The organism is Larkinella rosea, from assembly GCF_003858635.1.
GTDB lineage: Bacteria > Bacteroidota > Bacteroidia > Cytophagales > Spirosomataceae > Larkinella > Larkinella rosea.
This window is the reverse complement of record NZ_RQJO01000016.1, coordinates 311,855-336,744: the sequence shown is the minus strand read 5'-3', so window position 1 is coordinate 336,744 and position 24,890 is coordinate 311,855. Positions and strand designations below refer to the sequence as shown.

Below are 24,890 nucleotides of genomic sequence, written 5' to 3'. Positions count from 1 at the left end.
GGACGATGCCTATCCGGAACTGGGGTATGATTCTAAATCAGTTTTTAACTATTTTTGAAGAGAGGGTTAGGCTTTAAGCTTCGCCCAACCCCGATTAGAAAGTTTACACAGTTAATGCGATAGTCCCTTTTTTTGATCGGGAAGGCATACTTTCATTCAAATGGGGTGTCTTAGCCCCCTATCAGTTAGACATTTCTTCTAAAATAGTTGTGTTGTAAACTGCATTTTCCTGATAGGTAGCCTCCCACTTTTGCTGCGGTGTCACAAAACCAATCGACCGGTGAAGGCGATTGATGTTGTAATGAGTGATAAAACGCTGCAACGTCTGCTTGGCCTCATAATAGCTGGCAAATTCATTACGCTCAATAACTTCTCTTTCCAATATGCTGTGAAACGCTTCGATGTAAGCATTCTCTTCTGGAGTAGCTACATGCGTAAACTCCTGTTTTACTTCTGATCCTCTCAGAAAGTTACGCACTCTGTGCGCAATAAATTGGCTACCATTATCATTGCGTAGGACAACTCCTTTCAGTTCATGATCACGGTTCACCCGCCGTAGTAAATTGATCAGGTCCATTTGGCGAATGCTGGGTTGAAATATCCAATCTAAAATTTTACGCGTGAAGACATCCAACACACAGAGCAGGTAATAATTTCGCCGTTCACCATGTATCCAAACATATTTGATATCCCAACATAGGTATTCAAGCGGTTTAGTGGCTTCAATGCGTCCGCTTCGGCGGTCCGATGAACTGAACAAACTCCCGTTTACCACTTGGCCGGATCACCTTTCCCAATAATAACCCGTTTTCATTCATCAGCCGATACACCCGCGCGGGCGGCCCCGTTTTTCTTATTGATGACGAATTCTTTCTTGAGTTCGTGGGCGGTATATTCGTAGCCAAATGCATTAAACTCGGTATCGAGCAATAACCGGATACGGGCTACAACTTCCTGATTTGATACCCAGGTTCCATCTAACCTCAAGGTCATCTGGCTGGGTTTAGCACCCGGCTTGCCAGTCTTCGCTTTATAATAAGAAACGCTACGCGGCAAATCCAACCATTGGCAAAGCTCGATACGGCTTGTATGCTGCTCATACTGATTCATAACGGCTATCTTTTCCGTGGTCCGATAGATGTTTTTTTTAGCAGTTCGCTTTTTACCGCCGGGCGGCCCCGCTCGATTTCCAATGCCTGCTTTGCGATAATCCGTTTCAATCGTTCGTTTTCTTCTTCCAAAGCACGGAGTTGTGGATCAACCCGAGGATAGGAGTCTCTCAAGCCTTCTTTTCCCTTAGCGAGATATTTTTGCCGCCATTTCCTGAGCAGTGAGGGGGATAAGCTATACTTGCGACAGACCTCCGTATGGCCGTCTCGAATGGATTCCTGGACAATCGAGTAGCGATCGTCCGGGAAAAGGTTCGTCTTACTTTGTTCATAGATTCCTGAAATTAAGGGACTAAACTGTTTTTACAATTTTGTCCAACCATTCAGGGGGCTAAGACAGAAACACCTAAACCGGCATACTTCTTCCGCGCGGGCGGCCCCGTTCCAATTGTAGAAGGTCGCTTCGCTAATGCCCATTTTACGGCATACTTCCGCAACAGCAACTCCTGTTTCAGCCTGTTTAAGAGCAAACACAATCTGGGCTTCTGTGAATTTGACGGTCGGCCGCTGCCGTCTTTTTCATGACAATTGCTTTTGTATTTAAAGTACAACAATTGTCCGAATCCTCTATTTTTCAATGTCCACTTATTAGGGCTAAGATCAGTCAGGTTGAGAGGAACAACTAAATGAGCAACCAGTTTTACAACTTATATTACTTTCATAAAATCCTTAATTTTACATGCATTTTTAGTTGTAAATTAGTGTTATATGTTTCTCTCTATCAATACTTTACAACTTTTATTTTAAAAATATAATCAAAATAAAAATTCAATTTTTAAAATAATGCAACTAGGGGAGAGCTGAGATGAAGTTCGTCATCAGTTTCCGTTTGGCAAGACCACTATTTCCCAGATCCGAAAAACAATTCGATGGTTCAGACTATTTACCAAAGGAATGGATTTCCTGATGAAAAGTCGGACTCTAATGAACGAGAATAAATCAATTTTAGAAAAAGCTAATTTGGCCATCAGTAAGGGGGACAATGAGGAATTTCTATCCCATTGCACAGAAGACACTCAATGGGATTTTGTAGGTGACAGAATCCTGCAAGGAAAAGAAGCTGTTCGACAATGGATGACAACGGCTTATGCAGAACCTCCCAAATTCAGGGTCGATAACCTAATTGCTGAAGGCGATTTTGTTACGGCCATTGGTAAAATCAGCCTGAAGGATGAAAGCGGGGAATTAGCCAGCTATTCTTATTGCGATGTTTGGCGGTTTCGCAACGGCAAAATGGCCGAGTTGAAAGCTTTTGTTATCAAAGCCTAGTCAACAAGTCATAACCCCTGTAAAATGGATTGTTAAAATCCGAATGAAATTTTTAGTAGAATCAGCCAGACCGGTTTTATTTAGGGACATTTTAATGTGTGCCGACTCAAATCTGTAACTTATCCGGATTGCGAACGTATAATAGACGGGTGATTTCAGTGCCTTCCCAGCTAATGTAAGTCATCGAATCCAACTCACCCGTTACCCGGTGGAAGATTAAACTTGCTGGCATTCCGTTGACAAAAGCCGGTTGGTGACGATAGTCGTCGGTCTGATTTTCCGGAATCTGAAGGACGCCCAATAAAAACTTCAGCACTTTCTCCAGGCCAAACAGGGGTTTTAGTCCAGCTGGGCGTTTGCCTCCGCCGTCGCTGAATAATTCAATGTCTGATCTGAGAAGCTGGTTGAGTGACTCACGATCCTGATGCTGCAAAGCGCCCAGAAATGCTTCCGTAAATGTGCGTTGAATGGCTGGTTCTACCGGTCGGGTTTTGTGGCTGCCGAGTTTTTCATGGGCCCGGTGCAACCACTGACGGCAGTTTTCGGCTGAGAAGCCCGTGAGTTCGGCGATCGTGCGATAGTCTTCCGAAAAACTTTCCCGCAGGATAAAAACCGCCCGTTCAATGGGATTAAGCCGTTCCAGCAGAAATAATAGACCATATTCAATGGTCGGAGGTTGATCGGCATCCAGGGTAATATACGGTTCGGGAAGCCAGGGGCCAATATAGCTTTCCCGTTGCTGTTTCAATTCCTGGAGCCGATCAATGCTCTTATTGACGGTCATCCGTCCCAGATAGGCTTTTGGCTGCTCGACGTCATGGACTGATACCCATTTTTCATAAACATCCTGAACGATATCTTCTGCTTCCTCGATGACACCGAGCATAGTATAGGCGATGCGAAACAGGTAAGGCCGCAGTTGAAGGACTTGATTTGTAATCACCATAAGCGACGGAAAGACAGTTGTTTTTCCCGACCGATCTACAACGTATCAACTAAATCAGTTAGCATGTTGATGGACTTTTTTTTGAACAATGTCGCAGATCATGTCGGAGTGAATGTTTAAGCCAATATTACCCATGTTGTAATAAAACTCAGTGGCTACGATCCAGACAATCTCACAGATCGAGCGTTCATCATAATGCTGAGCGAGTTGGTGGAATAATTCGGAGTCCATCTTGCGGTCGCGGGCCAGCCGGGTAACAAAATCGAGCAACACTTTTTCGTTTTTAGAAAAGAGTGGGCTGTCCTGATAGTCCTGCAAGGCATCAAATTTAGCCTGGTTCATGGACGCTTTGATGGTAAAGGCCCGGCCGATGTCGATGCAGAAAAGGCACATATTAATGTGGGCTACCTGTTCACGCACAAGCATAACCGTTTCAGCTGGAAGCTGAAGCTTTTTGTCAAGTTGCCCTATTTTGCCCGAAAATGAGCCGAAAGCGACTGGCATTCTGGCAGCCATAACTTTTAAGGGTGTGATAACTTTGCCGAATCGTTGGCGGGTTAAAAAGTACAGTAATTTCCAGAGTAAACTCTTAGGCTTTTCAATGGGAGCCAGAAATGGAGTGTTCATCTTTCTCAGCGTTTTCTCCTGAGACTGGATGAAGTCTATTTTGTGACAATAGTGGGCTAAAATTTCATAGACCTTTCCTATCTCCCCAATGGTTTTATCAAAAATCAGCCAGAAGTATTATCAAGACCACGATTGCTACTGCGAATTGTGGATTTCGTAATCATTCAGACAGTGTCTGAACAATTCTTCTGGTTACATTTGATTCTCTTCATTGACGGCTTTTATTATGTTGGTCTTAAATAATACGATAACCTTACTCGCGAGCCAGCGCAATCAAAATGGCACCGGCAGCCATAAGAACAGCCCCAAAAATAACTTGCCCATTTACTTTTTCCTTCAGAAAAATAACCGCCAGTACAATAGTAAACACCAGGGAAACCTTGTCGAGTGGTGAGGTTCGGGCAGCGTCACCTAGTTTCAAAGCCCGAAACGAAAGCAGCGAGGAAATGCAGGTAATAATTCCAGCTACAATAAGATAAAACCAAACCTTGCGATCAATACGGCTCACGTCCGATAGTGTACCCTGTCCAATGACAACGCCCCAGGATACCACCAGAATACAAATAGATTGGATCGCGAAAGCGATACTTGAATCGACATGCTTGATCCCCATTTTCGAGAGCGTAACTACGATCGAAGAAGCAAGGGCTGCCAATAATGAAAAAAGGATCCACATCAGATCGAGTATAATAGGTAGAGATTTATAAATGGAGAAAGTAACAAAAATGATTTAAAATCCGATTCTTAGGACAAATCTCCAAATTTTTATAAGGTGTACGCTTTTGCTGTTCTCATATAATTCATACTATACTTTCCAGCAAGTGCCAACCAACACACCTTAGTTTTATAATATAGTTACAATATACCCGTAAATTAGTAAATAGTGAATTTTTGGCTTTTTCGAGTAATAGCACATGTGAAAATAAACAATTTAAGTTTTGGTAAGTTATATAATATAAGTATAACATACATTTAACGCTATGAAAATTGCAGTAGAGGAAGGGCAGAATAAAGCCGTTTTGGCCGACGGCCTGCAACAGGTAACCATCACCCACATTGAAGAAGGGGTCAGCGAACACAAAGGCACTCCATTTTTTGCCGTTCGGTTCGAAAACGAAGATGGATATGTATCCCAGCGGTTTTACCAATCCAAAGCAGGCATGCCCGCCATTATCAAATTGTTTGACATGGTAGGCATCGATGCGCAAGAAGAAAAGGAACTTGATACCAAACAGCTGGAAGGAAAGCAACTGACCATTGAAGTAGGAGAGCGGTCCTACAACGATCCGGAAAACCATAACGAACGGACGTTAAAGCAGGCCATCAATTTTCTGGCCAGTTAATGGTTTGGCAGGTACACTGCTATTTTTCTATTCAGAAAGCTCTGGCAACTGTCAGGGCTTTTTGCATATAAACCCGGATTGGACCGAAAGTCGATCAACCCTTCGGCCAGTCTTTTCATCGATTTTCCGGATTGGTTTTCACAATCGATCATATATTGCCGACAGAATCTTTGAATCAGGCAATGGTCGGGCCCTGCCCCCGCGACATTCCTTTTTCATGCGTGCTGATGTCACCCTGGAGGTGCTCAACTACAATTCCTTTACCGGTCAGTTCATCCACGGCCTGGTTTACATCTTCCACCGGAAAATTGAGGAAGGTAAAAGTGGCCGGGGAAGGATCCTGTTTCGGGTAAAATAGTAGTTTGTTGCCACCGCCCAAGTGCAGTGTTAACAACGATATTCCTTTGTGTTCCTCAGTAACCTCCAGTCCCAGCGTCTGCTGACAAAACGTTTTGACCTTTGGGCGATCATCGACCAAAAACCTGCTGAATGCGTTGGTGGTCGTAAACATTGTAACGGCTGATTGACGTCATTTTTGAATTGCCGGATTTCTACTGGCATCGATAGCGATCAACCCGTTTAGTTTCAGGATAAACAGATAAATGATCAAAACCGGTCTAGGTATTGTACATCGTCAGCCGAAAATGGACAGATACGGCCGGGCTGACGACGTACACGCTAGTGGTCAAAGCGCATACTGAACGTCGATGGCCGGCCTTCTTTTGAAGCGGGTAATACGAACGTTATCCACTTGTCTTTCCTACGCTGGGCGACCGGCGCTCCATTGATGACCAGACGGATATTTTTAACCGGGTACGGGAATTTGATCGACAGGGTTTGTGACGTGTCGCCGGTATACTGGCCGTCCGTTCTCCCATTCTTCATCATATAATAGATCGCACCGTTGCGTAATGATAATCGTTGGCCAAAACCAGAACGCCAAAAGGCCTCAGGGGCTACCGGTGAAAGTTGGAGCGACCCGTCAAGACCATGTTCGGCCCCAAATAAAAACCGCTGAACAATCCGGATCAGATTGGCCGGATACTCATTGTACTTTTTAGCGCCGTAACCACCGTTGGCATTGTACCGCTCACGCCAGTAGTAGCTACTGTCGCGACCGGCCTGGCTCACCGCCCGAATACTGCTGATCAGCCCTTCTGCGTCACCCATATTCGCCCTCGCCCAGGCTTCCAGATACCACACCCGGCCCATTGCGGCTAGGTCCTGGTTATCAGCATAGGTAGTTTCCCAGCTCTCGTACGTTGCAGGTTTCGTTGCAATTCCGGTTGGCATGCCCTTGTAGTAGAAGCCCTTAGCACTTTTCAGTTGGGGCCATACTACCTTCTTTTGCTTTTCTGATGCAACCCCGGTAGCCAGGGCGGTCCAGTCGACATCGGTGAGGCCATGCCCCTTGACAACTCCTTTTTCGGGATGAATGTATTCGGCATACTGAGTTCCCTGCCAGAATTTTTTTTGAAAGAACGACGCCACACGATCCGCAAGCACACGGTATTTTTGGGTAGCCACCAGGTTGCCAACAACCTTGTTTAGAGCCGCCAATCGCCGGAAGGCGTCTACCACATGCCCTTGAGATACCCCGTCGAATTCCACCCGCGTAGGACGCTCGACGTAATACCCGGCGCCACCCACCGCGCCTTCCTCCGAAATCAGGGAAGCCAGGTAATCGGCCGTTCGGTTGATGGAAGGCAATTGTTCTGTAAGCCATTGCTTATCAGACGTGAATCGAAAGATCACATCGGCATTCTGAATGTAGGTAGTTCCCGCCAATGCTCTCAACGGATCCTTCGGTACCCAGTGTTGATACAAACCTCCATTGGGATCAACTTCAGCCTGATAATTTTGGGGGCCGATCTTTTTCCCGGCGTTCGCAGGAAGGATGGCCAGGGGTAGCCTCCCATCCGGCTTTTGAAAAGACTTCACATAGTCCCAATTTGCTTTTACCGTATTGATCTGTCCCAGCCACAGCAGTGCGTCACTCATCTGATGTCCGTCCAGAGAAGGATAGCTATTGCCGTAACCAAAGCCTTTTCCGTCGGCACAAACCGAAAAATAGCCATTGAAAACAGCGGGATTAACCGCTGCCAGAATATTCTGATGAGCGGCCTTATAGTAAGCTTCGGCGATGAGCGGGTCCGGCAGATAAAGGGTATCTTTCGATTGTGCCCCCACTCTTGATGAAACTGAAAAGGCAAACAGAATGATGAGTAAGCCCCATTTTGTGTATCTTACTGTACGCATCTGCGTTTTGTTTTAATCCGGCAACAAATCTCCCCTTTTTTAGATCAGTATTGCTGAAATTTGGACAGCCTCAAAGAAAAAAACGCCCAAAGACGACTGTCGTGTCAGACGTCCATTCCAACGTTCACACAGTTTATGTTTTTTCCTTGGATTGGAAAAGGGGAAAAATGGACTTCAATCAACACATCATACCTTTCTTGGCCCAACAAATTATAGGGCAAATCAAAGGTGTATTTGGGATCAATATGTCTGTTCAGAAAGGTGTATTTTTCGATTACAACTGACCTCATTCCTGAGCTGAATTACTCCGCCCCATCCTTCCCGCTATATCCATTTTTGGGAATTTTAAGCGCCAGGTACGAATATTTACTTAAACTCAAAATTGTAGGTTAAACTGGGGATGGGGGCACCGAAAATACTCAGTCGGTAGGGATTGGTTGCCTGCCCTTCGGTGCGGTAAAAGATTGAGTAGGCGTTTTTTCGCCCATACAGATTATACACTGTAAATGTCCAGTGTCCCTGCCAACGCCGGTCTTTCAGGCTGGGGCGGTAAATATTCCAGGCAAAATCCAGCCGGTGATAGGCCGGTAGGTGGTTTTGATTGCGCTCGTTATAGTACGGATAATTGCGGTTCTGGTAACGGATGAATCCTTCGGGAGCCGTATAGGGCCGACCGGTGCTGTAGGCAAAGTTGAAGGAAAAACTGTGCGTTTTATTGTAGTTGATGTTCAAACTGGTATTGAGACTGTGCGGCCGGTCATAGTTCGCCCGGTACCAGTTGCCCCCATTAATCTGCTGATCAAAATTATCGCCCTGGTTGACCCGGTTTAAGGTGCGGGCGTAGGTATAATTGATCCAGCCGGTTAATTCGCCTTTCTTTCGGGACACCATCACCTCCAGGCCATAGGCTTTACTTCGCCCCGCCAGCAACTGGGTTTCGGGGTACGGTTGCAACAGAAAATTGGCCCCCGGTTTGTAATCCAGCATATGCAGCGTACGTCGGTAGTAGACCTCGGCCGATAACTCAAAAATGTTATTTCGGGAGTTCTGAAAATACCCGGCCGACCACAATTGGCTTACCTGAGGCTGAATGTAGGTATCCGACGTTTTCCAGCGGGCTGTCGGCAGGGGAGTCATCGTATTGGTAATGACCTGTAAATACTGACGCATCAGGTTATATCCGAGTTTGAGGGAAGCGTTTGGCGTCAGAGCGTACCGGAATCCCAACCGGGGTTCCAATCCGCCGTATTGTTTGGCGATCTGCCCGGCCCCGTATACCAGCGAATCGATCACCGTGGTTGCATCGGCCACAGCTCCAATCTCATACCTACGCACCACCGACGGCCCCATCGTCAGGAAATGCGAATACCGCAGACCCGCCGAAACGGCCAGTTGATCCGAAAGACTCATTTCATCTTCAAGATGGATACCTAACTCCAGCGCCTGTTCGCGGGGTGTTTTCTGATAATTGACGGAAAGGCTGTTGCCGGGCCGGAGTTCACCGGGGTTCAACCGGTACTGAGTCACACTCAGGCCTAATTCCCACTTCTGTTGCGTGAGTTGATAGTTGAGTGTCGACTTGACCTGCCGTTGCAGCAGCGCCTGTTTAAGCTCCACTTTATTGTAGGTGCTGTCTTCGGTGGATAGGATTCGGGGAATAAACTGAGCCACCAGCGCGTTGGTTTTTATATTGAGCCGGGGGTTGATGGCGTAGAACCAGCTTACCATACCATTGGCGGTTTGCTGGGCAAATTGGGTGTTAACCGCGTTGACATTAGCCAGACTGCCCACCAGATTGGTCTGAAACAGGTCCTGACTGTAGTAGCCCAGGGCCGTAACCGTACTGCGCGGGTTGACCCGCCAAAACACCTTCGCGACCCCATCGCCAAACTTCGCCCGGATGTCATCGAAACGTGGGGAGACCAGTCGCAACAGAAAATCATTGAAAGCCCCGCGTGCCGAGACCAGCAGCCCCAGTTTGCCCTTGATGAGGGGGACGTCCGCCGTCAACCGATTGGCGACCAGGCTAATGCCCCCGCTGAGTTCAGCCCGTTCCAGGCTGGGGGTTTTCAAGTGGATATCCAAGACGGATGCGGCCCTACCGCCATAGCGGGCGGGGACATTGCCCTTGTAAAGGTCCAGGCCACTGACGGCATCGGGTGGAAATACGGAAAACAACCCAAACATGTGCGTCGGGTTGAAGATGGGCGTTTCATCCATCAGGATCAGGTTTTGATCGGTGGTGCCGCCCCGGATGTTCAAACCGTTGGCCGCTTCGCCCACGCTGGTCACGCCGGGCATCATCTGCAGACTGCGCAGAATATCGACTTCGCCCAGCGCGGCAGGCATTTTTTTTAGGGTCGCGATGTTGATCTGGCTGACGCCCAGCAGGGGTTGGCGCACATGGCGGTCGTACCCTTTGTTCGAAATGATGACTTCTTCCAACTGGCTGGCCACCGAAGGTAAAGTGATGTCCAGCTGGGTATCCTGGCGAATCGAGCGGACAGCGCGGAACGTTCGGTAGCCGATGAGTCGGACGACGATGGTGTGGGAACCCGACGCGAGTGAAAGGGAGAAATGGCCCTGCATGTCGGTGTACGTTCCGGTCGTGTGCCGGTCAAAATCGATGACGATGGCGGCCCGGTTTAGGGGCTGTTGGCTGGACGAATCGCGGACGGTGCCCGAGAGGGTGTAGCGGTTTTGAGCGGGTAAGTGAAAGGCCAAAAAGGTCAACAGCAGAGCCGTCAGTACTCGGATACGCATAATCGAGGTTCAGGTCAAAGTCGTGTTCGGGTCGGTATACGGTTTTTTTAACCAATAGATACGCGATTGGCCGGAGAGGTCTGATTGATCTTAACTGCCCGGAATAATCAGTAACAAATAACAAAATTCATAGGAATAATTTAGTTATTTAGAGGTTGAATAACTAACCTATGCGCTTTTATTCAAGGTTTCTGAAGTTGATTGGGGTGGTCAGCTTCCTCATCGGGGGCTGTGTTGATGCCATTGAGCTACCCTTTAAGGATACGACGAATCTGCTGGTAATCGAGGGAACGATCACGAACCTGCCCGAAACCCAGCGCATTCGCCTGAGCCGGGCCAAAGCCGACCCGATCACCGGGCGTTTGGGAACCATAAAAATCTCGAAAGCCATCGTTGAGGTGCTGGTTGATTCGAGTTTGGCAGTCCCCTTCACGGAGAAAGATTCGGGTACCTATCAGGCACCCCTGAGCTTTAAGGGCCAAGTGGGTCATGCCTACCAGTTACGCTTTACCCTCCCGGATGGCAGAAATTACACATCAACGACGGAGGTAATGCAACCGTCCCCGCCAATTGGTCAGCTTACCCCGCAGTTTAATGCCAACAGTCTGCCCCTCAATCAACGAATCAATGGTGTGTATGCGGCAGCCTATGATTTTTTTCTGACGACTCAGGACCCCACTGATCAACATAACTATTACCGCTGGAGCTGGAAACTCTGGGAACGGCAGGAGTGGTGCCGTACCTGCGATAACGCCTATTATTCGGAGTATTATCCTTTTGATCAGAACAGACGCTTTGAAGATTGCGTGGATGTGAGTCGGTATATTCAGTCCGAGTATTTTACGTACGATTATTCCTGCCGCACACCCTGCTGGCAGGTTTTCGAGGGCTACGATATCAATGTGTTTGACGATCAATATTCCAACGGAGGAACCATTGTCAACCGGAGGATCGCCCAGGTACCCTATTACCAGGCCGGGGGCTGTCTGGTCGATATTCGCCAGGGGGCGCTGACGGCCGGTGCCTACCGCTACTATAAGCTTTTACAGGACCAGACGCAAAATACGGGTGGATTGGCAGACACGCCCCCGACGGTTTTAAGTGGCAATGTGCATAATTTGGCCAACCGAAAGGAGGTGGTAATTGGGTATTTTACAGCCGAAGGGGTTTCATCACTGCGTTACTGGCTGGATCGCCGGGATGCCCAGACAGCCGCTCCAGGATTATATCAGGCCCTGAGTAATGGGAAAAATCCCCATCCGGAAACCAATGCCCCCGAAGATCGGGGGTATGGAATCTTTGATGGGTCAGACCGTCCACCGACGGCCGTCTGTCTCGAAAGCGACTCTCGCACCGCGTTGAAACCAACCGACTGGCGGGATTAAAAATACGTTCTAGCTACAGATGCGCTTTTGTACGTTGGGATCGTACATAAAAGCGGGGACCGGTCCGATAGATTGTGGACCTCCATCACCTTTTTTGAACGGTATTAGTTATTTTTTAGCTGGTTATGCGCTCATTAACGCTGAAGTTTTTGATTTGCTTAAGTGCTGTCGTAAGCTTGCTTACCTGTGTCGATCCGGTTGAATCGACAATCTATAGTTCGCTGAATGTACTGGTTGTGGATGGCACCATTACGGACAAAGCCGAGCCGCAGCTGATTCGACTGAGTCGCTCTCGGGCGGATCGACTCACCGGTCGCTTCGGGTATGTACCCATCACCAAGGCTAGCGTACAGATCGTAGTTGATTCAGTAGACGTAGTCATTGCCCCGGAAACAACCGATGGCCGCTATCAGCTACCGGCCGACTTCAGGGGGCAAGTCGGCCATACGTACCAACTCCGGTTTACCTTATCGGATGGCACCCGGTACGAATCAACCCCGGAGCTTCTCCAGCCGGTGGCTCCGATCAGGCAAGTTCGGGCGCTCTTTAATCCCACCAGTTTAAGCGCAACGGAACGACTGGCCAATTTTTACTATCCAGCCGCCCATGATTTTTATGTAGACTTTACCGATCCGGCGGATCAAACCAATTATTATCGGTGGGATTGGATGGATTGGGAACACCAGGACTGGTGCCGCACCTGCTCGCAGGGACTTTATCAAATCAGGGATGCGCAAGGCCACTTCATCGAAGATTGTGTCCCAGCTAATTCGAATTTCTTTACCGCTACGTTTGATTATAACTGTCGAACGGCCTGTTGGGAAATACTTTACAGTCATGACCTGGTGGTATTCAGTGATCAGAACACCAATGGAAATCCGGTGAAAGGCTTGCGCATTGGCCGGGTACCTCTGTATTCGAACGACCCTTGTCTGGTTGAAATCAGACAAAGTTCCTTAACCAAAAAGGCTTACCAGTTTTTTAATCGCCTGGATGAGCAAACGCGGGCCCTCGGGGGTGTGGCCGATAGTCAACCTGCTTTATTGGTAGGCAACGTCCATCAGGTGGCCAGGCAAAATGAGCCGGTGGTCGGTTATTTCACCGTATCCAGTGTTTCTGCCGTCCGGTACTGGTTAACCCGAAACGATGCGATTGGAATGGGTCCTGGCTTATTTGTCGCCCTGAACGGGCGTGGTCCCGTCGATGAACCCCAATCTGTTCAGGGCCGTCCCCCCCTGGCCGTTTGTGTCCCGAGTGATACCCGCACACCGGTAAAACCGCAGGGGTGGCAAGACTAATTTCTCTTCTATAATCCTTGATCTGTTGCAAAAGTCGAGGTGAAGATAGTGTGATCAACCATCAATTGATAGCTTAATAACCCTTTTCTCAAGGAAAACCACCAACCAATCTTGGTTCAGAAAATGTGTAAATAGACGCAAACTTCCCTTTATTTTGACGGAAATACACCTGGCGGCAGGTTGGCTTAAAAGAAGCTTTAACTGCACTGCCAATTTACATACAACCCATATATAACAATAACAGGCAGATGTCTGTCAAATGAAGTCGCAACAAGCGTAGGGCTTTGGTAATGTGGTACTCGATGGCTTTGGGCGATAGATGCAGGTTTTCGGCAATCTGGGCAACGGAAAGTCCTTCGAAGCGGCTTAACAGGAAAACCTGCCGCGTGGTTTCCGGAAACGTATCAATTTGTTGCTGAATCAGAGCGGTCGTTTCCGCAAAGGCCAGTTGTTGTTCGGTGGTTTCTTCGGCCGCGGTCTGGGTGTAGGCCGCATAATCGGCGTAGAGACTGGCGCTTTTCTGTTTATCCAGCAAGTCGTACAGCCGGAACCGGATTGCGCCATACAGATAACTTTCCAGATTGGTTCGCACCACCAGTTCTTCCCGCTTGACCCATAAACTCATAAAAACTTCCTGAACCAGTTCCTGTGCCGTCTCCCGGGATCGGGTGTAATTGTAAGCTACCGTAAAAAGACGCTGCCAGTAGAAATCGTAGAGTTGGGTAAAAGCATTCCGGTCACCCTGTTTCAGGGCTTGCAGCCATTCCGATTCGATTGCGCTATCGGGCGAAGACCACTTGGACATTGCATGCGGTTTTGTTCAAAAGTTGAAGGTATATGATTTTTTCTGCAATTGGAATCCCTCAAAAAAATCTTTAAAAAAGGTAAGATTCGGTTTAGGGGTTGGGGTGAGTTGTCCTACTTACAGGAAAACCCCCAACCGAATTCATGGGAAAACAATACCTGCAAACCCTGATCCGCAAACTTTTGCGCGGGAAAGCGACCGATGCTGAGAAACGGCAATTAGAAAGCTGGTGGAAGCATTTCTCCGATGATGATTCGTACCTGCGCTCGCTTTCCGAAACGGAACGCCAGTCCCTCCGCAACACGATGCTGTCGGGCATCTGGCAGCAACTCGCTGAAAAACCGCTCGACGAAAAGGCAGCGAACAAGCCTGAAAATACCGATCTGCCGGTTTCCAAATCCGGGCGGGTGTTGCAACTGCCGGTGGTACGCTGGGCGGCTGCGGCAATTGTTCTGCTGGTTTCGGGATGGCTGTTTTATCAACACCTGACCGGGCCACAAACCATTCGGACAGCATACGGCGAACAGCGCACGGTGGAACTGCCCGATGGATCGGTGGTGACGCTCAATGGCAATTCATCGCTGAGGTTTTCGGCCGATTGGGCCGAAACCGGTCAACGCGACGTCTGGCTGGAAGGGGAAGCTTTTTTCGGGGTCCAGCATACTCGTAATCACCAGAAGTTTGTCGTTCATACACCCGATCAACTGGCCGTCGAGGTGTTGGGAACCCGGTTTAACGTACAAAACCGCCGAGGTACGACGCAGGTTGTTTTGCAGGAAGGAAAAGTTAAAGTGACCGACCCGACCCAACAAACGTACACGCTGAAACCCGGCGAAGAAGTTCGCTACTCCCAGACCACAAGGCAATTAAAGCCCATTCGGGCCAATCTCAACCGCGAACTGGCCTGGAAAACCACCATCCTACTGTTCACCGATCAGCCCGTTTCCGAAGTGCTTCAGGAGATACGGGACAGTCATGGGTTGCAGGTCGAGTTGCGCAATTCGGCCGTTGGACGGGAATTATTCAGCGGTTCGATTCCAGCCGATGATGTGAAACAGGTATTGAGCAAAATCGAGAAAATCTACAATGTTACCGTCACCTTCGACGGCGATCATTACATCATTGAGTAGTCAGTTTCTATCCTTTACCCTTATGAAAACACGTGTACTTATCTGGGCCGTTATCGGTTTGTTCCTTTCCGGTTTGCCTGCCATTGGCCAGGATGTGGCCATGGCATCGGCCCGTTCGCAGCAAACAAACCGCCAGAATCAGCAGGCCTTAATCGATGTCCTGAAAAATCTGGAAAAACAACACCACGTTGTCTTTGATTACAACCGCCGGGAGTTGAAAGATAAATTTGTTGCGCCGGTCACCAACGCATCGGGTTCACTGGAACGGACGTTGCAAACCCTGCTGGCACCGTTCAATCTGGTGGTTGAAAAAAACAATCCGCATTCGTACCTGATTTACAACCGGGATCGGAAACGGCCGGAAACGAAGTCAACTGGTGATACTAAAACCGCAGAACCGCCCACCTCATCCGGCACGAATTCAGAGACACAACCACAGCCATCGTTTTCGTCGGCAGTATCTCCAACGGGCTCTTCACCCATTCAGGAACGAACCATCAGCGGAAACGTGACCGATGTGGCCCGGAACGAGTCGTTGCCGGGCGTCAGCATCATTCAGAAAGGGACGAACCACGGAACCACGACGGACAAAGACGGAGCCTTTCGGATGCAGGTTCCCAACGAAGATGTCGTGCTGGTTTTCAGTTATGTGGGCTACGAAAAACAGGAAGTGGCGGTCAGGTCGCAATCGACGCTGACCGTTCGCCTGAAAGCCGATGAAAAATCACTCGAAGAAGTTGTGGTGGTGGGCTATGGTACGGTCAAAAAATCGGACCTGACTGGTTCCGTTGCCAAGGTGGGCGAAGCCAACATTAAAGCGACCCCGATTGCCTCACTCGACCGGGCTATGCAGGGCCGGGCGGCCGGGGTGCAGGTGGTAACGAATTCAGCCCGGCCGGGTGGCAGCTCCACCATCCGCATCCGGGGTTCGGGGTCGGTTAACGCCAGCAACGACCCCCTTTACGTGATCGACGGTTTCCCGACCGGAAACCTGAACTCGATCAATACGGACGATATTGAGAGTATCGAAGTGCTGAAAGATGCGTCGGCGACGGCCATCTACGGCTCACGGGGATCAAACGGAGTCGTCCTTGTGACGACCAAACGCGGCAAGACGGGCAAGGCGGTCGTCAGCTACGATGGCTACTATGGAAGCCAAACTCCCCGGTATCTCATTCCACTGCTCAATGCGCGTCAGTTTGCGGAATTGGTGGACGAAGCCCAGACCAACAACGGCGGAAAACCGTATTTCGACGGCAGTTCCGCCGACCGGCCGCTGGCCAGCACCCTGGGTGAAGGCACCGACTGGCAGCGAACCGTCCTGCGAAATGCGCCCATCCAAAGCCATCAGCTTTCGGTGGCGGGTGGGTCGGCTACGGCCCGGTACGCGATTTCGGCCGGTTATTTCAACCAGGACGGGATCATTCCCCGCTCCAATTTCAAGCGCTACACGCTGCGCACCAACCTCGACAACGAACTCTCATCGCGGGTTAAAATAGGAATGACCATTCAGGGGGCCTATACGATCAACAATGGCCCGCGCACGGAAACCGCTGGCAACCGGGCCGTCGACGGCGTGATCGCTTCAGCCTTCAATTTTTCCCCAACCTTTCCGATCTATAACGCCGACGGCACTTACTATAAAAACGTGGGCGTTCTAAACGGTCTGGGTGCCGACAACCCGGTGGCCATGATCAACGAATTTACCGACCAAACCTCGTTGATCCGGTTGCTGGCTAACACCTACCTGGATGTAAAAATCGTGGAAGGCCTGACGTTCAGAACCAGCTTGGGGGCGGATTTACAGACCTCAAAAAATAATTTTTACATTACCCGGCTGGCTACGCTGGGCGCCAGTCTGGGGGGCAGCGGATCGGTGAGTTCGACGCAATCGATTAACTGGCTGAACGAAAATACGCTCAACTTTAGCCGCCAACTGGGTACCGACCACACCGTCAACGCCGTAGTCGGCTACACCTTTCAGGGGATCAATTCGGAATCGGTGGATGCCAACGCGAACACCTTTGCCAATGATTTCGCCCTATATAATAACTTAGGATCGGGGTCAACGCTGGTGGCTCCGAGCACGGGAGCCAGTCAATGGCGACTCATTTCGTACCTGGCCCGCGTCAATTACTCCTTCAAAGACCGCTTTCTCTTTACGCTAACCGGCCGTCGTGACGGGTCGAGCCGCTTCGGTCCAGCGAACAAATTCGGTTTCTTTCCGTCGGGAGCTTTCGCCTGGAAACTGGCCAATGAACCCTGGATGCAGAATCTGCCGGGCGTGTCGGATGCTAAAATCCGGGTCAGCTACGGCTTATCGGGGAATCAGGAAATCGGGAACTACCAGTACTTGGCCAACATCGCGTCGGCACCCTACGTTATCGGGGGAGCCTTGCAGGTGGGTGCCGCAACCGGTGGCATCGGTAACCCCGATCTGCGCTGGGAAAAAAATGCGCAATTTGATGTCGGGTTCGATGTAGGCCTGTTCAACAACCGGCTTCAGGTATCGGCGGATTACTACAACAAGCTGACCTCTGATCTTCTCTTCAGCGTGAGCGTACCCACCTCGTCCGGCTTCGCGAACACGCTCAAAAACATTGGTAGCGTTCGCAATACGGGCTTCGAACTGTCCCTCAACACCATCAATGTGGACCAAGGTGGTTTTCGCTGGACGTCGGAGTTTAATATTTCGTTCAACCGGAATAAAATCCTGACCCTCGATGGCCGACAGGAGTTTCGAACCGGTTCTGACGCGACCATTTCCAATACGGGGCAAAACCCGATTCTGCTGCGGGTAGGCAGCCCATTAGGCAATTTCTACGGTCTGGTGACGGACGGTATCTTTCAGAGCCAGGCCGAAGTAGATGCTTCTGCGCAGAAAACGGCAAAACCGGGTGACCTTCGCTATAAAGATATAAACGGCGATGGGTCGATCAGTGATCTGGACCGGGATATCATCGGCAACGCCAATCCCAATTTTTTCGGGGGCTTCAACAATACCTTTTCGTACAAAGGCATTGACCTGAATCTCTTTTTTCAGGGGTCCAGTGGCAACGAAATCATCAACTATGCGACATTCGATCTCATTAACCTGACGGGCGGCAACAACCAGTCGGCGCGGGTGCTAGAACGCTGGACACCCACCAAGGGCGGGAATACCATTCCGCGCGCCAATGCCGCCGGCGGATCGCGGCTCCTGTCCAGCCTGCACGTGGAGGACGGCTCCTACCTGCGCCTGAAAAATATTTCGCTGGGGTATACGCTACCGCTGCGCTGGGTTAGCCGGGCGGGATTCTCGTCGGTCAAAGTCTACGTGGCGGCTCAGAATTACCTGACGTTCACCAAGTACACAGGCTACGACCCGGAAGTCAATCGCTACGGCAGCTCGTCGCTCAGCCAGGGAATTGACTATGGCGGGTACCCGGCCGCTAAAACCTTATTAATTGGCCTGAACCTGAAACTCTAAACCGACCTGCGTTCATGAAAAATATCCGTCTTCTCCTCACGATTCCGGCGTTTCTGGCGTTCGGTTGCGAAAGCCAGCTGGACCTGTCGCCCGTGACCAACCTGACCAATGCCACGTATTATAAAAATGCGGATGATGCCCGGGCGGCATTGGGGGCCTGTTACAACGCCATTGGGAATCTCGACCCCAACATCGACATCACCACAACCGACGATGCCATTCCGTTCCTGACGGGGGATGCCAACCGCCCGCTACTCTGGCGGTACAACCTTACCCCGGCCAATTCGCTGATTGGAGCTTACGTACCCGCCTACCGGGGAATCAACCGTTCCAACACCGTGATCGATCGGTTACCGGGCATTGCGATGGACGAAGCGCTCAAGAAACGCTACGTCGCCGAAGCCAAATTCCTGCGGGCCCTCCACTACTTCAACCTGGTCCGGTATTACGGTGATGTGCCTTTGGTGACGGCCGAGACGGCTTCCCTGGATGGCCTGGAAATAGCCAGATCGCCGGTGGCGGATGTCTACGCCCTGATTGAAGCCGACCTGAAAGAAGCCGAGAGCGTATTGCCCAAGAGCTATTCAGCCGCCGAAACGGGCCGGGCCACACAAGGAGCCGCCAAAGGGATCTTAGCCAAAGTATACCTGACCAGAGCGGGTACAACCCCCGGTTCACCGTATTGGGCCCAGGCGGCCGCGAAAGCGAAGGAAGTGGTTGACCTGGGGGTGTATGACCTCTACGCGAATTTCGCCGATGCGTTTGCGCTGTCGGCCCGGGGCGGGCGCGAAAATATATTCGAGGTGCAATACATTACCGACGTTCGGGGGCACGGCATTGGGCGTAATTTCGGGGTTCGGCAGGCGCTGATCTATCCCAGTGGCGGAGCGGGGATCGCCCGCGTGAGTGCGTCACTGTTCAACGCCTATACTGCAGCGGATAAACGGAAAGCCGTTACCTTCCTGACCTCGTACGTATACAACAACGTAACGACCAACCTCTCGGTGACCGACCCGGACCCGACCAAGGCGGTTTCGTTCCAAAAATTGTGGGATAAAACCGCCAAAACTTCCGGCGGTGAAGGGACCAGTATTCCCATCCTCCGCTTTGCCGACGTGTTGCTGATGCAGGCCGAAGCCCTCAATGAAGCGAATAACGGCCCAACCCCCGAAGCGTACGCAGCCCTGAACCGGGTGCGGACCCGGGCCGGATTAACGCCACTCGCGGGGCTTTCCGCAGCCCAGTTCAGAGAGGCCGTCTGGCTCGAACGCCGGTTGGAACTGGCGTGTGAAAATAGCCGGCGATTCGACCTGGTCCGTACAAACCGGCTAGTGGAAGCCGTTAAAGCGGAAAACAGCTTTAACCGAAACGCGACCATTCAGCCTTTCCATAACCTGCTTCCGATTCCGCAAACCGACATGGATGCGAACCCGAAACTGGTACAGAATCCGGGCTATTGATCGTCAGCAACTTGTCTTTCGTAGACACCGTATCTACTACCCAAAACCATGGACCAAGTACATAAACGGTTGTTCAACCGTCGTACCTTTCTTAAATCGACAACCGGCGCGGTTGGTAGCCTGGGGCTGGCCGGGCCGGCATTCAGCCTGAGCCAATGGGTTGGCACGACGGATGTCCTTCCCGAACTGGCGTTTATCCGGCAACGAATGGCCGACCAGTCCCTGGTCATCGCGCCGGAAGCGAACTGGATCAGTGTCGATCAGTTGCTCCGGACCCTGGATCCGACGGGTCACTGGCCTGATCTGGAAGCGCAGTTCAAACCCGAACACGAAGGGGTCAAGCGGTACGGCCACTGCACCCGAATTCTTAAACTGGCTGGAGCCTTTCACTCCGCTACCGGCCCGCAACGCACCCAACTGGCTGACGCCCTGCACCGGTCGCTGGGTGTATGGCTGGGCAAGCCCCATCCCCCCTCGGCGGGCTGGTTCTATCAGATTGGATCGCCTTTAGCGCTGGGACAGGCCGCCCTGCTGATGGGGAACGAACTGTCTGCTTCTGAAAAAGCGCAGGTTGTAACCATCCTTAAAACCTGCGTGCGTCCCGATGGGGTATTGGACTATTCCGGCTCTCCGGCGACCGGCGAGAACCTGATGCACGAAGCCACCATTCAGGTGATAGCCGGTTGTTTAGCGAATGATCCGGTTTACGTTGCCCGATACGCCAAGCAGGCAGAGCAGGAAATTGGCCCCGGTCGGTCCGAAAGCATTCAGGTCGATTCCAGTTTCCACCAGCACGGCCCCCAGTTTTATTCCGGGGGACTTTACGGCCTTGGATTTGCCCGCGACGCGACGGCTTTAGCGCTCGCCCTGCATAAAACCGCTTTCGCCTTTGCGCCCGACAAACTGGAAACCCTAACCCGTTACGTCCTCGACGGGCTGCAACCCCTGACGCGGGGCCGTTCGCTTGATTTTACCACCGTGGGGCGGATGGTGGCCTGGCCATTAAAGCACGGCCCCGATCATGATTCCGGTTTCGGGGCAGAAGCCGCATGCGACCACCTCATACCCTTCGGCGGCAAGCGCCAGGCTGAACTCCAGGCGTTTGCCCGGCGACTAAGAGGTGAAGCGGAAGCCAAAACCGCTCCCGCGGGCAACCGGTTATTCTGGATGTCGGACTATATGGCACACAACCGACCCGGTTTTCTGGCTTCGGCCCGAATGTCGTCGCGCCGGGTGTATAGTCACGAGTCGGGCGGGAAACAGAACGAACTGGGCTATCACCTGGGCGATGGGGCGATGTGTCTGATGCAGACCGGGGATGAATACCGGAATATTTTTCCACTCTGGGACTGGCGCCGGGTTCCGGGGGTGAGTTGCGTCTATAACCCGGCCGTCCCACTGCCACTACATAGCTGGGGAATCGGCTCGTACGGCGGCAGCGATTGGGCGGGTGGGGTATCGGATGGAACGTCAGGCGCAGCCGCCATGGAAGTGCATCGGGCCGGGCTGCACGCACAGAAGGCCTGGTTTTTTCTTGATGAGGTAGTTGTCTGCCTGGGAGCAGCCATTAAATCTTATGATACCACCTTACCCGTGGTGACGAGTGTGAACCAGTGCTGGGCGAAAGGCCCCGTCACGACGAGCATGAACACCGCTGCCTTAGCCGCCGACGAAACCCATACGCACAAAACGGCGGGCTGGGTGCACCACGACGGGGTAACCTACCTGTTTCCGCAGCCGTCGAACCTGCGCATCCGGACCGAACGCAAATCGGCTCCGTGGCAAACACTCAACACGGCTCCGCACCGGGAAGCCCGGGAAGACCCCGCCAATCCGCCGGCGGCCGTCGAGGGTGAGGTGTTTAGTCTCTGGATCGAACACGAAAATGCCGCGAAAGAGGGTTTTAAGTACAGCTACGTGGTGGCACCCGGTTTGATGCCTGACGGTATTGCCGCATTTAACCAAACCAAATCGCCGACCATTGTCTCCAATACGTCCAGCTTACAGGCCGTTGCTACCCCGGACCTCGTGCAGGGAATCTTCTGGAAACCCGGTTCGCTGGTGTTGCCGGACCAGCGCAAACTGGAAGTCGATCAACCCTGTGTCGTCCAATGGCGACGAACCGCCAACGGACGCTGGACCCTCGCCGTCGGAAATCCGACGCACCGGGCCGGGAAGGTGATGGTCCGGGTACAGGATACGGCCCTTTCCACATCACCCATCGTGGCGACCTTTACCTTTCCAGAAGGGGCAGAAGCGGGACGGCCACTGGTTCAAAACTTTCCTAAAGCCTAATGCTATATGACCTCACGCCGACATTTTATTAAACTATCCGGCCTGTCGATGGCCGCCACCGCGCTTCCCCTCCGTCGATCACTTCCAGATGCTAAACCGATCATCCTGCTCAAGTCGTCGTGGAATGACAAGAACATTGGCGACATTGGACACACACCGGGGACGCTGAGGTTGCTGGAACGGTATGTGCCCGAAGCGCAGATTCTGCTGTGGCACGCAGCTCCCCGCCCCGTAACCGAAGCACTGGTCGCTAAAAATTTCCCGAAAGTTCGGCTGATTTCCGGTGGGTTTGAGCCAGACAAGCCCGATAGCCCGGTCACCAGGGCCTTCAATGAGGCCAGTTTGTATATTCATAATTCGGGCATGTCCATGAATTACGGCCTGTTCAATTTCGAATGGGGCAGTACGATGACGAACCTGGCCCCGATGCTCTACTGCCGCGAGCGAAACATTCCGTTCGGGCTGTATGGGCAGTCGTTTGACAAATTTGCGTCACCCGCCGACCTGATCTACCGCGATGTGCTGAACCAGGCCGCCTTTATCTACACCCGCGACAAAGAATCGCTCCATTTCCTGAGCGAAAACAGATTCAAACCCGCGGTGCTCGAATTCGGGCCGGACGGCTGCTTTGGCATCGACGTGCGCGACGAAGAAAAAGGGGTGGCTTATCTGAAGCAGAATGGGCTGGAAGCGGGCAAATTTCTGACCGTCGTCATTCGAACCAACACGCCCCCCCTCGATGCCGCCGGCAAAGGGAACCTGCTGAACCCGGCCGAGCCAACCCCGGAGCAGAAGGCCGAAAATCTTGACTGGATGGGCAAGATGAACCAGCTTATTTCCAATTGGGTGCGAAAAACCGGTCTGAAGGTCCTGATTGCCCCCGAATCGCTCAAAGAAACCAAATACGGCCGTACGCTGCTTTACGATACCCTCCCCAATGAGGTGAAAGCAAACGTCGTTTTCCGCGAGCCGTTCTGGAGTGCCGACGAAGCGATGTCGGTTTTCGCCCGGGCTCACACTCTGGTTGGCATGGAACCCCACTCACTCATCATGGCCCTGGCCCTGGGAGTGCCGGTTATCCACGCCCGCGCCCTGTGGCACGGGCGCAAGGGATGGATGTTCCGTGACATTGGGCTGAATGACTGGCTATTCGATATCAACAAAACGTCGGCGGAAACGATGAACGCGACGCTGATGCAGATTCACCAGAACTACCCACAGGCGAAAGAAAAAGCCCGTAAAGCCATGCTGGTGGTCGCGGAGCGGCAAAAAGCGTCCATGCAGGTCGTGCGTAAACTCGTCAAATTAGCGTCGTAAATTAGTCAATATGAACAGTTTAAGTACCTCAACCCGTCGTCAGTTTCTCAAACAGACGCCCGCCCTGATCGGGCTTCTTGACGCTATTCCGGCGCTGGCGCAATCGGTCGCAGACCGTCCGGCCGACAAAAAATCGATTATTCTCCGTTCGTCCTGGCAAACGGTCAATATTGGCGATATCGGGCACACGCCGGGCGTTCTGACGCTGCTGGAAAAATACCTGCCCGGCGTCGAAGTGCGGTTGTGGCCGTCGAGCCTCGACAATGGGGTAGAACCCCTGATGCGTCGGCGGTTTCCAAACGTACCGATCATCCGTACGCCGGAGGAAATCGCGCAGGCGTTTAAAGAATGCGTGTTTCTGCTGCACGGTTCCGGCCCCTCGCTGGTGGCAACCAGCAGCGTGGTTCGTTGGGATAAAGAAACCGGAAAACCGTTCGGGGTGTACGGCATTACGTTTCCGGGGGTCTACAGCCCTGACCCGAAAGCGATGGTGACGCCCAATCCGCAGGCCGTCGAGATGTTGAACAAGGCGAAGTTTGCCCTGTTTCGGGATTCGATCTCCCTGGATTTCGCCAAAAAGAACGGCGTTCATAATCCCGTGATGGAATTCTGCCCCGACGGGGCCTTTGCCGTCGACCTGCGAAACGATTCGGCCGCCACGGCCTTCATGAAGGAACACGGGCTGGAAGAGGGCAAGTTCATGTGTGTGATCCCGCGGACCCGTTTTACACCCTACTGGGAAATACCGAGCAAGAAAACCCCGTTCGACCAAACCCGGCACGACCGGAATCAGGCCATGCGGGAGCACGACAACGCGCCCCTGCGGGAAGCGATTATTCAGGTGGTTCGGCAAACGCCCCTCAAAATTCTGATCTGTCCGGAAGACGAAACGCAGGTCAAACTCGGCAAAGAAATACTGTACGATCCGCTACCAGATGATGTAAAGAAGAAAGTGGTCTGGCGCGACCGGTATTGGCTGACGGACGAAGCCGTTAGTACATATATCCGGTCCGCGGGTCTGTTCGGGCTGGAAATGCATTCGCCGATCATGTGCATCGGCAACGGGATTCCGGCTATAGTTGGCCGGTTTGCCGAGCAAACCAGCAAAGGCGCCATGTGGAAAGATATTGGTCTGGGCGACTGGCTGTTCGATTTTGACAAAGAAGAAGACATCGCGCGGTACGCGTCGGCGGTCCTGGCGATGGCCAAAGACCCCAAAGCCGCCCGCGCGAAGGCGGCCAAAGCCCGTCAATTCGTCGAGCAACGGCAGCGCGAAACGATGGGCTACGTGAAGCAACAGGTGATGGTGTAGCCGCAACCCCATATCAATGCGTTTTTGATTCAATTATTCGATT

20 protein-coding genes and 1 pseudogene are annotated in these 24,890 nt (G+C 51.7%); 10 read left to right on the top strand and 11 right to left on the bottom strand.

Going from position 1 to position 24,890, the window contains the following annotated elements:
- Window positions 1-181: 181 nt before the first annotated feature.
- The 4 genes and pseudogenes from EHT25_RS31290 to EHT25_RS31275 form a co-directional block, all read right to left on the bottom strand.
- Window positions 182-775 carry an integrase core domain-containing protein gene (locus EHT25_RS31290; protein ID WP_124879387.1) on the bottom strand — a complete coding sequence of 198 codons (594 nt, stop codon included), beginning with the start codon at window positions 773-775 and terminating at the stop codon, window positions 182-184.
- A gap of 35 nt (window positions 776-810) precedes the next feature.
- Entirely contained in the window at window positions 811-1,110 is a 300-nt protein-coding gene (locus EHT25_RS31285; RefSeq protein WP_124879386.1) for a hypothetical protein, read from the bottom strand.
- A 5-nt stretch (window positions 1,111-1,115) separates the two neighbouring features.
- Window positions 1,116-1,382 carry a transposase gene (locus EHT25_RS31280; protein WP_229311863.1) on the bottom strand — a complete coding sequence of 89 codons (267 nt, stop codon included), beginning with the start codon at window positions 1,380-1,382 and terminating at the stop codon, window positions 1,116-1,118.
- 171 nt (window positions 1,383-1,553) lie between these two features.
- Window positions 1,554-1,646, bottom strand: a pseudogene (locus tag EHT25_RS31275) (transposase); the annotation flags it as partial.
- Window positions 1,647-2,093: 447 nt separating this feature from the next.
- Here EHT25_RS31275 and EHT25_RS31270 point away from each other — a divergent pair.
- Window positions 2,094-2,438, top strand: coding sequence for a nuclear transport factor 2 family protein (locus EHT25_RS31270; protein ID WP_229311860.1), 345 nt, complete (start codon window positions 2,094-2,096; stop codon window positions 2,436-2,438).
- 106 nt (window positions 2,439-2,544) lie between these two features.
- Here EHT25_RS31270 and EHT25_RS31265 read toward each other — a convergent pair whose 3' ends face one another.
- From EHT25_RS31265 to EHT25_RS31255, 3 genes are all read right to left on the bottom strand, one after another.
- Window positions 2,545-3,384, bottom strand: coding sequence for a sigma factor-like helix-turn-helix DNA-binding protein (locus tag EHT25_RS31265; RefSeq protein ID WP_124879385.1), 840 nt, complete (start codon window positions 3,382-3,384; stop codon window positions 2,545-2,547).
- A 54-nt stretch (window positions 3,385-3,438) separates the two neighbouring features.
- Complete coding sequence (locus tag EHT25_RS31260) at window positions 3,439-4,011, bottom strand: carboxymuconolactone decarboxylase family protein (RefSeq protein WP_124879384.1); 573 nt, start codon at window positions 4,009-4,011, stop codon at window positions 3,439-3,441.
- 253 nt (window positions 4,012-4,264) lie between these two features.
- On the bottom strand, window positions 4,265-4,687 hold the full coding sequence (locus EHT25_RS31255) for an EamA family transporter (RefSeq protein WP_124879383.1): 423 nt from the start codon (window positions 4,685-4,687) through the stop codon (window positions 4,265-4,267).
- Window positions 4,688-4,991: 304 nt separating this feature from the next.
- Here EHT25_RS31255 and EHT25_RS31250 point away from each other — a divergent pair, with 304 nt between their 5' ends.
- Window positions 4,992-5,354, top strand: coding sequence for a hypothetical protein (locus tag EHT25_RS31250; protein ID WP_124879382.1), 363 nt, complete (start codon window positions 4,992-4,994; stop codon window positions 5,352-5,354).
- A 175-nt stretch (window positions 5,355-5,529) separates the two neighbouring features.
- On the opposite strand, the gene EHT25_RS31245 is transcribed toward EHT25_RS31250, so the two are convergent.
- The 3 genes from EHT25_RS31245 to EHT25_RS31235 form a co-directional block, all read right to left on the bottom strand.
- Window positions 5,530-5,865, bottom strand: a complete 336-nt coding sequence (locus tag EHT25_RS31245) for a VOC family protein (protein ID WP_124879381.1) — start codon at window positions 5,863-5,865, stop codon at window positions 5,530-5,532.
- Between the two features lie 167 nt (window positions 5,866-6,032).
- Window positions 6,033-7,613: an alpha-L-rhamnosidase-related protein gene (locus tag EHT25_RS31240; RefSeq protein WP_124879380.1), complete on the bottom strand. Its 1,581-nt coding sequence runs from the start codon at window positions 7,611-7,613 to the stop codon at window positions 6,033-6,035.
- 366 nt (window positions 7,614-7,979) lie between these two features.
- A complete protein-coding gene (locus tag EHT25_RS31235) occupies window positions 7,980-10,376 on the bottom strand; it encodes a TonB-dependent receptor (protein ID WP_124879379.1) in 2,397 nt (798 codons plus the stop codon).
- 170 nt (window positions 10,377-10,546) lie between these two features.
- Here EHT25_RS31235 and EHT25_RS31230 point away from each other — a divergent pair, with 170 nt between their 5' ends.
- Entirely contained in the window at window positions 10,547-11,761 is a 1,215-nt protein-coding gene (locus tag EHT25_RS31230; RefSeq protein ID WP_124879378.1) for a DUF4249 domain-containing protein, read from the top strand.
- 125 nt (window positions 11,762-11,886) lie between these two features.
- Window positions 11,887-13,059, top strand: a complete 1,173-nt coding sequence (locus EHT25_RS31225; RefSeq protein ID WP_124879377.1) for a DUF4249 domain-containing protein — start codon at window positions 11,887-11,889, stop codon at window positions 13,057-13,059.
- A gap of 214 nt (window positions 13,060-13,273) precedes the next feature.
- Here EHT25_RS31225 and EHT25_RS31220 read toward each other — a convergent pair whose 3' ends face one another.
- Window positions 13,274-13,864, bottom strand: a complete 591-nt coding sequence (locus EHT25_RS31220) for an RNA polymerase sigma-70 factor (protein ID WP_124879376.1) — start codon at window positions 13,862-13,864, stop codon at window positions 13,274-13,276.
- Between the two features lie 143 nt (window positions 13,865-14,007).
- On the opposite strand from EHT25_RS31220, the gene EHT25_RS31215 reads away from it, so the two are divergent.
- Genes EHT25_RS31215 through EHT25_RS31190 form a run of 6 tightly spaced genes read left to right on the top strand, consistent with a single transcriptional unit; the run spans window position 14,008 to window position 24,847 of the window.
- Window positions 14,008-14,994: a FecR family protein gene (locus tag EHT25_RS31215; RefSeq protein ID WP_124879375.1), complete on the top strand. Its 987-nt coding sequence runs from the start codon at window positions 14,008-14,010 to the stop codon at window positions 14,992-14,994.
- Window positions 14,995-15,016: 22 nt separating this feature from the next.
- Window positions 15,017-18,463 (top strand): SusC/RagA family TonB-linked outer membrane protein, encoded by a 3,447-nt coding sequence (locus EHT25_RS31210; protein ID WP_229311859.1) that lies wholly within the window; start codon window positions 15,017-15,019, stop codon window positions 18,461-18,463.
- Between the two features lie 14 nt (window positions 18,464-18,477).
- The gene (locus EHT25_RS31205; protein WP_124879374.1) at window positions 18,478-19,923 is read left to right on the top strand and encodes a RagB/SusD family nutrient uptake outer membrane protein; all 1,446 of its coding nucleotides are present in this window, start codon (window positions 18,478-18,480) and stop codon (window positions 19,921-19,923) included.
- A gap of 48 nt (window positions 19,924-19,971) precedes the next feature.
- A complete protein-coding gene (locus EHT25_RS31200) occupies window positions 19,972-22,218 on the top strand; it encodes a polysaccharide lyase family 8 super-sandwich domain-containing protein (RefSeq protein WP_124879373.1) in 2,247 nt (748 codons plus the stop codon).
- A 6-nt stretch (window positions 22,219-22,224) separates the two neighbouring features.
- On the top strand, window positions 22,225-23,535 hold the full coding sequence (locus tag EHT25_RS31195) for a polysaccharide pyruvyl transferase family protein (protein WP_124879372.1): 1,311 nt from the start codon (window positions 22,225-22,227) through the stop codon (window positions 23,533-23,535).
- A 10-nt stretch (window positions 23,536-23,545) separates the two neighbouring features.
- Complete coding sequence (locus EHT25_RS31190; protein WP_124879371.1) at window positions 23,546-24,847, top strand: polysaccharide pyruvyl transferase family protein; 1,302 nt, start codon at window positions 23,546-23,548, stop codon at window positions 24,845-24,847.
- The last annotated feature ends 43 nt before the right edge of the window (window positions 24,848-24,890 follow it).